The organism is Streptomyces sp. NRRL F-6492, from assembly GCF_001280125.1.
Lineage (GTDB): Bacteria > Actinomycetota > Actinomycetes > Streptomycetales > Streptomycetaceae > Streptomyces.
In genome coordinates, this window is sequence record NZ_LGEG01000277.1 from 105,044 (window position 1) to 116,500 (window position 11,457).

10 protein-coding genes are annotated in these 11,457 nt (G+C 73.6%); 6 read left to right on the top strand and 4 right to left on the bottom strand.

Features of this window, described 5'->3' with window-relative positions; all coding sequences use genetic code 11:
* Positions 1-38: 38 nt before the first annotated feature.
* The 3 genes from ADL08_RS33670 to ADL08_RS33680 are packed head-to-tail and all read left to right on the top strand — an operon-like array spanning position 39 to position 3,217.
* Positions 39-1,352 (top strand): sensor histidine kinase, encoded by a 1,314-nt coding sequence (locus tag ADL08_RS33670; protein ID WP_078968586.1) that lies wholly within the window; start codon positions 39-41, stop codon positions 1,350-1,352.
* Positions 1,349-2,011, top strand: coding sequence for a response regulator (locus ADL08_RS33675; RefSeq protein WP_078968585.1), 663 nt, complete (start codon positions 1,349-1,351; stop codon positions 2,009-2,011). Before ADL08_RS33670 ends, ADL08_RS33675 begins: the two co-directional genes overlap by 4 nt.
* A 9-nt stretch (positions 2,012-2,020) precedes the next feature.
* Positions 2,021-3,217, top strand: coding sequence for a cytochrome P450 (locus tag ADL08_RS33680; RefSeq protein ID WP_053649868.1), 1,197 nt, complete (start codon positions 2,021-2,023; stop codon positions 3,215-3,217).
* On the opposite strand, the gene ADL08_RS37435 is transcribed toward ADL08_RS33680, so the two are convergent.
* On the bottom strand, positions 3,183-3,416 hold the full coding sequence (locus ADL08_RS37435; RefSeq protein ID WP_159043154.1) for a hypothetical protein: 234 nt from the start codon (positions 3,414-3,416) through the stop codon (positions 3,183-3,185). The two genes, ADL08_RS33680 and ADL08_RS37435, sit on opposite strands and share 35 nt — an antisense overlap.
* A 280-nt stretch (positions 3,417-3,696) precedes the next feature.
* Positions 3,697-4,494: a hypothetical protein gene (locus ADL08_RS33690; RefSeq protein ID WP_053649873.1), complete on the bottom strand. Its 798-nt coding sequence runs from the start codon at positions 4,492-4,494 to the stop codon at positions 3,697-3,699.
* Positions 4,495-4,637: 143 nt separating this feature from the next.
* Between ADL08_RS33690 and ADL08_RS33695 the strand changes: the two genes are divergently transcribed.
* Positions 4,638-5,921, top strand: coding sequence for an adenylosuccinate synthase (locus ADL08_RS33695; protein WP_053649875.1), 1,284 nt, complete (start codon positions 4,638-4,640; stop codon positions 5,919-5,921).
* Positions 5,922-6,056: 135 nt separating this feature from the next.
* On the opposite strand, the gene ADL08_RS33700 is transcribed toward ADL08_RS33695, so the two are convergent.
* Complete coding sequence (locus tag ADL08_RS33700) at positions 6,057-7,931, bottom strand: serine/threonine-protein kinase (protein WP_053649877.1); 1,875 nt, start codon at positions 7,929-7,931, stop codon at positions 6,057-6,059.
* A 46-nt stretch (positions 7,932-7,977) separates the two neighbouring features.
* Positions 7,978-9,549 (bottom strand): substrate-binding domain-containing protein, encoded by a 1,572-nt coding sequence (locus ADL08_RS33705; protein WP_053649879.1) that lies wholly within the window; start codon positions 9,547-9,549, stop codon positions 7,978-7,980.
* A 229-nt stretch (positions 9,550-9,778) separates the two neighbouring features.
* On the opposite strand from ADL08_RS33705, the gene ADL08_RS33710 reads away from it, so the two are divergent.
* Together ADL08_RS33710 and ADL08_RS33715 are read left to right on the top strand one after the other, a co-directional pair.
* Complete coding sequence (locus ADL08_RS33710; protein WP_053649881.1) at positions 9,779-10,720, top strand: NADP-dependent oxidoreductase; 942 nt, start codon at positions 9,779-9,781, stop codon at positions 10,718-10,720.
* A 49-nt stretch (positions 10,721-10,769) separates the two neighbouring features.
* Positions 10,770-11,402 (top strand): AAA family ATPase, encoded by a 633-nt coding sequence (locus ADL08_RS33715; RefSeq protein WP_053649883.1) that lies wholly within the window; start codon positions 10,770-10,772, stop codon positions 11,400-11,402.
* Positions 11,403-11,457 lie beyond the last annotated feature (55 nt).

Here is an 11,457-nt window from a genome sequence, read left to right on the forward strand (position 1 = left end):
GGACGACCCGCCCCGGCGGCCCCCGTACCGTAATCGGCGTGACTCAGACACAGACCCCCGGGACGAGCCGGGCTCCCGAGTTCCGCCTGGTGCAGGCGGCCCTCGGGGGGCTGCGGCAGGAACTCTTCCACGACGCCTTCGCCTACCGGCCGCTGTCGCGCATGGACGTGGACCGCGGCCCGACCCGCTTCCTGCCGAGGCGGATACGGGTCTACACGGGACTGCTCCCGCACGCGTTCGTCGCCTTCTGGGCGGTGGTCGTCTTCGGCATGGGATACGACGGCATCTACTACCACTTCGGTCCGCTGGCGTTCGTGGCCGCCTTCATGCCCGCCGCGATCGTGCTGCTCACCCTGGTCCGGCCGGTCCTCGCCTTCTGGGCCTCGCTCGGCGTGACGCCCTTCGTCGGGCTCATCACCGGCTATCAGGACGGCTGGCCCTGGCCGGACGCGACGCTCCTCATGCACCTGGTGGTCCTGGGCGTGGTGGCCGTCCGCACCCGGCCCCGCGCCGCGGCGTGGATGTGGATCGCGACGGCGGTCTTCTCCGTCTTCATGGAGGCCTTCCTCGGCGTCGGGCGCGGCTCCGACACGGCCCCGCTGCTCTTCGCCTCCGCGCTCGTCCTGCTCACCGTCACCGTCTTCCAGGTCCGCCGCCAGGCCGACCGCGAGGTCACCGCGCAGCAGACGGTCACCGAGCAGGAGCGGTCGAAGCGGACGCTCCTGGAGGAGCGGACCACCATCGCCCGCGAGCTGCACGACGTCGTCGCCCACCACATGTCGGTGGTCGCCATCCAGGCGGAGGCCGCGCCGTACCGGGTGGAGAACCCGCCGCCGGAGCTGGAGCAGGCCTTCCTCACCATCCGGGAGAACGCGGTCGCCGCGCTGACCGAGCTGCGCCGCATCCTCGGGGTCGTCCGCGCCGAGGACTACGAGGCGCCCGACGCCCCGCAGCCCACCCTGGGCGACCTGGAGGCGCTCGTCGCCAACGTCCGCGAGGCCGGCCTCGACATCGAGAAGACGGTGACCGGCGCGGTGCGCGAGCTGCCGCAGGGCGTGGAGCTCTCCGCGTACCGGATCGTCCAGGAGGCCCTGTCGAACGTGCTGCGGCACGCGCCGGGCGCGGCGGCGAAGGTCGAGGTGTCGTACGTGCTCGGCGGCCTGGGCCTGCGCATCGCCAACGGCCCCGCGCGCGGCCTGGTCAAGCCGTCGCCGGGAGCGGGGCACGGCATCACCGGCATGCGGGAGCGTGTGACGATGCTGGGCGGCGAGATGACGGCCGAGGCCACCGAGGACGGTGGCTACGAGGTGACGGCCTTCGTCCCCGTGAGCCGCGAGGAGGCCGAGAAGTGATCCGGGTGCTGATCGTCGACGACCAGATGATGGTCCGGGAGGGCTTCTCGGTCCTGCTGGGCGCGATGCCGGACATCGAGGTCGTCGGCGAGGCGGTCAACGGCCGGGAGGCGATCGCCCAGGTCGCCGCCCTCCGCCCCGACGTGGTCCTGATGGACATCCGCATGCCGGAGCTGAACGGCATCGAGGCCACGCGGGAGATCGTCGCCGCCGACGCGGACGCGAAGGTGCTGGTCCTGACCACCTTCGACCTGGACGAGTACGTGTACCAGGCGCTGCGCGCCGGGGCCTCCGGCTTCCTGCTCAAGGACGCCTCGGCCCGGCAGCTCGCGGACGGCGTCCGGGTCGTCGCGGCCGGCGAGGCGCTGCTCGCGCCGACCGTCACCAAGCGCCTGATCACCGAGTTCGCGAAGGCGCCGGGCGCCTCGCCGCGCCCGCCGGCGATGGCGCAGATCGGGGAGCTGACCGAGCGCGAGACGGAGGTCCTGGTGCTCATCGCGCAGGGCCTGTCGAACTCCGAGATCGCGGACCACCTCGTCGTCGCGGAGTCCACGATCAAGACGCACGTGAGCCGGATCCTGGTGAAACTGGGCCTGCGGGACCGCACGCAGGCGGCGGTGTTCGCGTACGAGGCGGGGCTGGTGCGGGTCGGTGGGTAACGTCCTGTCATGGACGCCACCGACACCGCGTACGACCCCTGGTCCCCGGAATTCGTAGCGAACCCCTACCCGGCCTACGCCGAGCTGCGGGCGGCGGGCCGGGCCCACTGGCACGGCCCGACCCGCCAGTGGCTGGTCCCGCACCACGAGGACGTGTCGGCCCTCCTCCGGGACCGGCGGCTCGGCCGTACGTACACGCACCGCTTCACGCACGAGGAGTTCGGCCGGGAGGCCCCGGACCCGGCGCACGAGCCCTTCCACACCCTGAACGACCACGGGCTCCTGGACCTGGAGGGCGCGGACCACGCCCGGATCCGCCGCCTGGTCTCCAAGGCGTTCACCCCGAGGACGGTCGAGGACCTGGCCCCGACGGTACGGCGCCTCGCCGCCGGCCTGGTCGGGGACCTGGTCGCGGCGGGCGGCGGCGACCTCCAGGCCCTGGTGGCGGAGCCGCTGCCGGTCGCGGTGATCGCGGAGATGCTGGGGGTCCCGGCGGAGGACGAGGAGCGGGCGCGGCTGCGGCCCTGGTCGGCGGCGATCTGCGGGATGTTCGAGCTGAACCCGTCGGAGGAGACGGCGAGGCGGGCGGTCGAGGCGTCGGTGGAGTTCTCGGACTATCTGCGGGAACTGATCGCGAGGCGCCGGAAGAACCCCGGCCCCGACCTGATCTCGGCCCTGGTCGGCGTCCCGGAGCTGACGGAACAGGAGACGATCTCGACCTGCGTCCTGCTCCTGAACGCGGGCCACGAGGCCACGGTGAACACCACGGTCAACGGCTGGCGGATCCTCCTCCAGGAGGGCGTCCGTCCACGCCTCGAAAACTTGTCCACAGCTGTGGAGGAACTCCTGCGCCACGACACCCCGCTCCAGATGTTCGAGCGCTGGGTCCTCGACGACATCGAGATCGGCGGCCGGCTGATCCCCCGCGGCTCGGAGGTCGCCCTCCTCCTCGGCTCGGCCAACCGCGACCCGGCCCGCTTCGGCCCCACGGCCGACACCCTCGACCTCGATCGCCCCGACAACCCCCACCTCACCTTCGGCGCGGGCATCCACTACTGCCTGGGCGCCCCCCTGGCCCGCCTGGAACTGACGACGCTCTTCGAGGAACTACTGCGGCGGGCCCCGGGGATGCGGCTGGTGTCGGAGCCGGTGCGCAAGGCGGGGTACGTGATCAGGGGGTTCGAGGAGCTGCTGGTGGAGGTGTGAGGGCCGGCTCGCTCGACGAGGTCTTCCGGCTGTTCCACCTCACCCACTCGCGCCCGTGGAGCACGCCGGTCGAGAGGAGCCCCACCGCCATGAAGGACCGGGTGATGGTGCTGTCCTCGACGACCAGCATCGCCAGGATCGGCAAGAGGACCACCCAGTACCAGTGCGGGTCGTTCCGCCAGTGGTTCATGTCCGCCATGTTCCCTCCCCGGCGCGACAACCTACTGTGCGCCTCCACGAGAGCACACCCCCGTCTGCCCGCACGCAGCCGGAGCCGGAGTGCTTCGTTCGCCGACCTGCGTCCGCCGCCGGTCTTCGTGGAGTTCCCGCGCCGGTTCGGGGTGCGGCGGGCGGAAGCCGCGCCCGTGTCCTTCGTGAGGGTGTCGGCGTCGCCCCGGACCGGGCGGACGGCGTCGTCGGCCGGACCGCCGCGGCCCGACCGTCGGAGCCGGATCACACCCGCTTGAGGAGAGCGGTGCTCACCCCCGCGGCAGCGTCAGCCCCCACGCCCCCTCCCGTACCGTCCACGTCCGTCTCCGGACCGGTCCCGAGAGGTGGCCGTCCGCGCGGTAGTGGAAGTCCGGGCCCGAGACGGTGAGGGTGTGGGCGGTGGCGCGGCGGGGCGGGGAGGACGCGGGGTGGACGGTCACCTCGGCCGTGCCGGCGACCGAGCGGGCCGTCAGGGCCTCCAGCGGGGCGTCGACGTCCGCGAGCAGGACGCCGTCCGCCTCCACCCGCAGGGGGTGGGTGCGGACCGCGAGGGCCGTCGGGGCCGGGCGGACCAGGGTGCGGACCAGGGAGCGGCAGGTGCCCCAGACCGACGGGGCCGCCGAGGCCGGGGCGGGGACGGCCGGGACCAGGAGGTCCCCGAGGACGACGCCGTCGCTGTCGTCCACCAGGAGGTCCAGACGGCGGACCGCCCCGTCCAGGGCCGCCCGCGCCGCCGCCGGGGTCGAGTGCGGCACGCCGAGCGCGTACGCGACCTCCAGCGCCTCCGGGGTGCCGATCGGGACCAGGGAGAGGGCCCTCCCGGCGAGGTCCCGCTCGCGGTGCAGCAGCGTCACCGTGCGCAGCAGGGCCCGGTCGTCCCCGAGCAGCACGGGGCGCCGGGAGCCGCGCCGGGCCAGGGCCCGGGAGAATTCCTCCGGGCCGTCCGGCAGGCAGATCTTCGCCTCCGCGCCCGCGAGCAGGACATCCTTCGCGATCCGTACGGACTCGCCGTCGCTTCGGCGGGCGACCGGGTCGACGATGACCAGCAGCTGGTCGTGATCCGACACCTCGGTCCTTCCTCGGGTAGCATCTTTGTGCAAGAGCCCCTTGCGCTATTGCGCCAGGGGCTTCGTCTATTCCGGGGCACACCGGTGAGGCGGCGTACGCCCCCTGACCTTGGACATGCCCCACCCGGAAGGGGTGTACGCCTGTGCCCGCACTTGTGCTGCTCGGTGCTCAGTGGGGTGACGAGGGCAAGGGAAAGGCCACCGACCTGCTCGGTGGATCCGTTGACTATGTGGTGCGCTACCAGGGCGGCAACAACGCCGGCCACACGGTCGTCGTGGGCGACCAGAAGTACGCGCTGCATCTTCTCCCTTCCGGAATCCTCTCGCCGGGGTGTACCCCGGTGATCGGAAACGGTGTCGTCGTCGATCCGGCGGTCCTGCTCTCCGAGCTGAGCGGACTGAACGAGCGCGGCGTCGACACGTCGAAGCTCCTGATCAGTGGCAACGCCCATCTGATCACCCCGTACAACGTCACCCTCGACAAGGTGACGGAACGGTTCCTCGGCAAGCGCAAGATCGGCACCACGGGCCGTGGCATCGGTCCGACCTACGCCGACAAGATCAACCGCGTCGGCATCCGGGTCCAGGACCTGTACGACGAGTCGATCCTCACCCAGAAGGTCGAAGCGGCCCTGGAGGGGAAGAACCAGCTCCTCGCCAAGCTGTACAACCGGCGGGCCATCGAGGCCGAGCAGATCGTCGAGGAGATGCTCCAGTACGCGGAGCAGATCAAGCCCTTCGTGGCCGACACCACCCTGATCCTCAACAACGCGCTCGACGAGGACAAGGTCGTGCTCTTCGAGGGCGGCCAGGGCACCCTGCTCGACGTCGACCACGGCACGTACCCCTTCGTCACCTCCTCGAACCCGACCGCGGGCGGCGCCTGCACCGGCGCCGGCGTGGGCCCGACGAAGATCTCCCGGGTCATCGGCATCCTCAAGGCCTACACGACCCGGGTCGGCGCCGGTCCGTTCCCGACCGAGCTGTTCGACAAGGACGGCGAGGACCTGCGCCGCATCGGCGGCGAGCGCGGCGTCACCACCGGCCGCGACCGCCGCTGCGGCTGGTTCGACGCGGTCATCGCCCGCTACGCGACCCGCGTCAACGGCCTGACCGACTTCTTCCTCACCAAGCTCGACGTGCTCACCGGCTGGGAGCAGATCCCGGTCTGCGTCGCGTACGAGATCGACGGCAGGCGCGTCGAGGAGCTGCCCTACTCGCAGACCGACTTCCACCACGCGAAGCCGGTCTACGAGATGCTGCCGGGCTGGTCCGAGGACATCACCAAGGCCAAGACCTTCGCCGACCTGCCGAAGAACGCGCAGGCGTACGTGAAGGCCCTGGAGGAGATGTCGGGCGCCCCGATCTCCGCCATCGGCGTCGGCCCCGGCCGCACCGAGACGATCGAGATCAACTCCTTCCTCTAGGACCTCCGGAAGAAGTGCGCACGAGGGTCCGCCTCCCGGTCACCGACCGGGGCGCGGGCCCTCGCCCGTTCTGGGGGGTGTCCGGAAGGTCCCGCACGGCGCCGCGGACACCGCACGGGACCTTCCGGACACCCCCTAGGACCGCCGCTGGTACTCGCCCGGCTCCGCGTCGACCATCGGGTACACCAGGAGCCGGTCCTTGCCCTTCCACGGGACGATCTCCAGGTAGCTGGAGCCGTTCTCGGCGCACTCGGAGTCCCAGGCGGCCGGGTCCCGCACCTGCGGGCCGATCACCAGCAGGTTCCCGGCGCCGCCGAGGACGGCGGTGGAGCCGCAGGAGACCGTCTCGGGGGTGGGGGCGCCGTCCTCGTCCGTGCGCGGGAAGACGTCCCGGAAGCGGACCACCCGGGTGCCGACCGGCCCCTGGGTGACCGTCACCCACGTGCCGTACCGCCCGTCCTGGTCCCCGTAGACCTCCGGCCGGGGGACGTTCTGCCACGCGCCGAGGAAGCGGGCGGGGACGACGGACGTGCCGGTGGGGGCCTTGCGGAAGGTGGTCCTGGCGGCGCCCGAGGTCCACTCCAGGACGTCGGGGGAGCGCAGGGCGAGGGTCTGGTGGGCGGCCGGGGTGCAGCGCGCGGCGGGCACGCTGGTCGTCACGTCGGACTCGCCGTACACGACCTCGTCCTCGTCGGCCGAGACGAGCCGGGAGCGGCCCATGCACAGGCGGCTCTCGGAGACCTGGACGTAGACGGCGTTCTTGGCGCCGGCCGGGCCCTGGGTGATCTCGATGCGGGCGGTCTCCCTCGGGTGGTCCTCCCCGCCCTGGAGCACGCCCTCCCAGGCGCCGAGGAAGGCGGCCGGGACGATTCCGGCGGGGCCGGGGGAGGCGCCGCCCGTCCGCTCCTTCCCCTTCCCCCGTCCCGGCTCCTTCCCGTCGGCGCCGGTGCCGGGCCAGACGGCGTACGTGACGGTGGCGGCGGCCGCCACCGCGAGGACCGTGACGGCGGCGAGCAGGGCCCGGCGGCGCCGGGGGCGGGGCGGGGTGACGGTCGGGCCCCCGCCGGCCCCGGTGCTCCCGGTGGGAGCCGGGTCCCCGGCGGCCGTACCGCCGGGAACCGCCTCCGCCTCGAGGAGCCGCGCCGCGTGCCGGCCGAGCCGGGCGAGGACGTCCGCCGGGAGCCAGGGCTCGGTGACCGGGAGGGTCTCGACGAGTTCGCCGGTCGAGGGGCGGGCCGCCGGGTCCTTGGCGAGGCAGGCCCGGATCAGGCCGGAGAGCGCGGGCGGCAGGTCCGTCAGGTCGGGCTCGTCGTGGGCGATGCGGAACATGGTGGCGTGGACGCCGCTGTCCGCCGAGCCGAACGGGGAGCGGCCGGTCGCCGCGTAGACGAGGACCGAGCCCAGGCAGAAGACGTCCGACGCGGGCGTGAGGCGCTCGCCGCGCACCTGCTCCGGCGACATGAAGCCGGGCGAGCCGACGACGGCCCCGGTGGTGGTGAGGTCGCCGTCCTCGGCGACCGTGTCGACGGCGCGGGCGATGCCGAAGTCGACGATCCGCGGTCCGTCGACGGTCAGCAGGACGTTCGAGGGCTTGAGGTCGCGGTGGACGAGCCCGGCGGTGTGGACGTGGCCGAGGGCGCGGGCGAGCCCGGACGCCAGGGTCCGTACGGTCTCGGTCGGCAGTGGCCCGTGCTCGTCGCCCACCACCGTCCGCAGCGAGGGCCCCGGCACGTATCCGATGGCGACCCAGGGGGCCTCGGCGCCGGTGTCCGAGCCGAGGACGGGGGCCGTGCCCGCGCCGCCGACCCGTTCCAGGGCGGCGACCTCGCGGGCGAACCGGCGGCGGAACTCGTCCCGGGCGGCCAGTTCCGCGTGCACCACCTTCACGGCGACCGTCCGGCCCCCGGCCGAGCGCGCCAGGAACACCCGGCCCATCCCCCCGACCCCGAGGCGGCCGACCAGTCGGAACGGGCCGATGCGCACCGGGTCTTGCGCGTTCAATGGCTCCACGTCGTCAGAGCATGCCAGAACCGCCGACGGCCGTCCCCGGGAGTTCTCAGCCGTCCCCGCAGATCCGCAGCCCCTTCGGGGTGGCACAGGGCAGGTGGCCGTGGACGCGGACGACGTCCTGGCCGCTGCCCCGGGTGAGGTAGGTGAGGAAGCTGGACGTCAGGGAGTCGGCCGGCGGCTCGCCCCAGGTGTAGGCGTACTCGATCTCCCGGTACGGGTAGCCGGACGCGCCCAGCTCGTCCACGTTCGCGGAGCGCCCGTCGATCGCGACCCGGCGCAGGCCCTCCAGGGTGCTGCCCGCGCGCAGTTCGGTGTAGCCGAGGGCGCCGGGGAGCCGGGCGACGGTGGCCAGGACCTGTTCGGTGGAGTCGAGTTCGCAGCGGGTCACCTTCGACTCGGGGTCGTCGCGGTGCGCGCAGTCGCGGGAGGAGTGGGCCGGTTCGTTGCGGCCCAGGACCCGGCGCTGGAAGACCTCCCGGGTGCCGGAGTTGGCGTCCCGGCTCACCAGCAGGATCGGCAGGCGGGGGCCGCCGACCTCGCTCCAGTCGGTGATGTCGCCCCGGTAGATCCGGCGGAGCTGGTCCCGGCTCAGGTCGCGGACGGGGACGTCGTCGTGGACGACGAGGGTGAAGAGGGAGACGGCGACCATGCTCTCCCGCAGCTTCGGGTAGCCGCCGGGCTTGCGCCCGTCGGAGAGGGCGACGACGGCGGGGGCGCCCTTCTCCCCGGACGCCCCCTCTCCCGACGCCTTCTTCTTGGACGCCTTCTCCCCGGCGGCGGCCAGCTCCCGTATCCCGGCGGTCGAGCCGTGCGCGTCCACGACCACCGTCGAGCCCGCGCAGTCCTTCTCGTACTTCTTCGCGAGTTCCCGTACGACGGGGGCGAAGGCCGTCGAGCCGGTGACCGTGAGGGTGCCCCGGGCGCAGCCGATCGGCGGCGGGGTCTCCTCCCGGACGACGAGCGCGGCGAGGGCGACGACGCACGCGGTGAGGACGACCGTGACGGACAGCGCGGCCCGGCTGAAGACGGGGAGCTTGTCGTCGGGGGTGACGCTGCTGTTGGGGTGGACGCGGCCCTCGGCGAGGCTGCCGTCGACCGTGACCTCGCCGCCGATCGGGCCGCCGCCGAGCAGGACGAGCAGCTTGTAGTAGGCGCCCCGGTTGAGCGGGACCTTCGGCAGCAGGACGCTGGTGGCGCCCTCGGCGGGGCCCGTCCAGGTGTCGGGGAAGTGGCTGAGGAGGCGGGGGTGGTCGGGGGCGGTGACGACGACCGCCTTCACGTGCCGCCCCGCGAACTCCACCGTGAGCCCGTGGTCGTCCCCGTCCGTGTAGTGGTCGGCGGTGACGGACAGGGCCCCGTCGTTCTCGATCCTGAGCAGGACGAGGGTGGCGTCCTCCAGGCCGGGGCTGGCGTCGAAGTAGCCGCGCCGCACGGCCGCGCCGGTGCCGGCGGCGGCGCCGTTCGCCGCGCTGCCGATGGCCGTGTCCAGCTGGATCCGGTAGCCGATCCGCCGCTGGCGCGGCACCCACCACTGGTACCAGGCGACGCCGATCGAGACGAGGACGCCGATGAGCGCGGTGACCACGGCGATGAGGTTCTCGGAGGTGAGCCAGTCCACGCGCGTGACGGTACGGACGTGTGTGCGGTCGCGCGGGGGACGTCGCCACCCGTCACCTGGAGTTCTCCCTTCCGCAAGCCGGGTTCCCGCCGGATTCCCGCCGGGTTCCGGTCGGCCCACGGGCGGGCCATCAGCGGTTGCCGGGGGTGGGGAGCCTCTGTGTAATGGCCACGAGGGGGCTTCCGTACGAGGAGTACACGAGCAGTACCGAGCAGTGCAGGAGTACCCCATGCGCGTCGTCGAAGTGATCTCCTACGGCGGACCCGAGGTCCTCAGGATCGCCAACCGTCCCGAGCCCGAGGCCGGCGACGTCCCCGGCCGGGTGCGCGTGCGGCTCAAGGCCGCCGCCGTGCACCAGGCGGACCTGAGGATCCGCTCCGGCCGGTGGGCCGCCTTCCTGGGCGAGCTGGCCCCGCCCTTCGTCCTCGGCTTCGACTTCGCGGGCGTGCTCCTGGACGCCGCGCCCGGCCTCCCCGAGGGCACCCGGGTGGCCGGTTTCATCCCCTGGGTGACGGAGGGCACGGGCGAGGGCTCGTACGCGGAGGTGATCCGCGCCGACCCCGAGTGGCTGGCGCCGATCCCCGAGGACATGGAGTTCACCACCGCCGCCTCGGTGCCGCTCTCCGCCCTCGCGGCCTACCAGGCCGTCGACCTCCTGGACCTTCCCGAGGGCTCCCCGGTCCTGGTCAGCGGGGCCGGCGGGGTGGTGGGCCGCTTCGCCGTCCAGCACGCCGCCGCCGCGGGGTACCGGGTGGTCGTCCTCGCCGACGAGGACGACCGGCACGAGCTGCTCAGGCTCGGGGCCGAGGAGCTGATCCCGCGCGGCGACCCGGCGGACGTCGTCGCCAAGGTGCGCGCCCACGTCCCCGAGGGGGTCGCGGCCGTCCTGGACGCCGCGCTCATCGGCGCCCCGCTGCTGCCGGCCCTGCGGGACGGCGGGACCTTCGTCTCCGCCTCGGGGGAGCAGCTGCCGGACCGGGTCCGGGAGATCGACGTCACCACGATCCGCCCCCGCCCGGACGCCGCCCGCCTGAAGGCGATCCTGGACGGCGTCGCCGCCCGCGAGCTGAGCACCCGGACGGCGGACATCGTCCCCCTGGCCTCCGTCGCCGAGGCCCACCGCCGCGCGGAGGCGGGGCACCGGCCGGGGCGGATCGTGCTGCTGATCTGAGCGCCGGCCCCCCGGGCCCCCGGGCTCCGGCCGGCTCTAGGGTCGGGGAATGCTGATCTGGATCAACGGACCGTTCGGCGGCGGCAAGACGCAGACCGCGTACGAGCTGCGGAGGCGGCTGCCGGGGAGCGTCGTCTGCGACCCCGAGCACGTCGGCTTCGGCCTGCACCGCATGACGCCCCCGGGGCTCCGGGGCGACTTCCAGGACCTCCCGGCCTGGCGGCAGGGCGTGTACGAGGTCCTGGACCTGGCCCTCCGGAGGCACCCGGGCGTGGTGATCGCGCCGATGACGGTCGTGGAGCCCCGGTACTTCGACGAGACGGTCGGGCGCCTGCGCGGGGCCGGCCACGACGTGCGGCACTTCGCGCTCCTCGCCGAGCGGGAGACGGTCCTGCGCCGGCTGCGCGAGCGCGGCTTCGGGCACGCGGTCCGGTTCCTGGCGGGGAAGGACGCCCCGCTCCGGCGGGAGAGCTTCGCCGTGTCCAGGATCGACCTGTGCCTGGACCGGCTGCGCGGCGAGGCCTTCTCGGAGCACCTCCGCACCGACCGCCTCACGGTTCCGCAGGTCGCGGACCGCATCGCCGCCTCGGCCGGGCTGTCCCTCGCCCCCGACACCGACGGCGCGCTCCGGGCCCGCCTGCGCCGGGCGGCGACCGGGATCAGGCACATCCGCTTCGACTGACCCCCGGCTCCCCGGCCCCCCGGCCCCGACTCCCCGGCATCCTCCAGCCCCCTCC

Bases quoted from the DNA above. Each gene is read 5' to 3' on its own strand.
- ADL08_RS33680 (WP_053649868.1), top strand. From the start codon at position 2,021: ATGGACGCCACCGACACCGCGTACGACCCCTGGTCCCCGGAATTCGTA.
- ADL08_RS33715 (WP_053649883.1), top strand. From the start codon at position 10,770: ATGCTGATCTGGATCAACGGACCGTTCGGCGGCGGCAAGACGCAGACC.
- ADL08_RS37435 (WP_159043154.1), bottom strand. From the start codon at position 3,416: ATGGCGGACATGAACCACTGGCGGAACGACCCGCACTGGTACTGGGTG.
- ADL08_RS33710 (WP_053649881.1), top strand. From the start codon at position 9,779: ATGCGCGTCGTCGAAGTGATCTCCTACGGCGGACCCGAGGTCCTCAGG.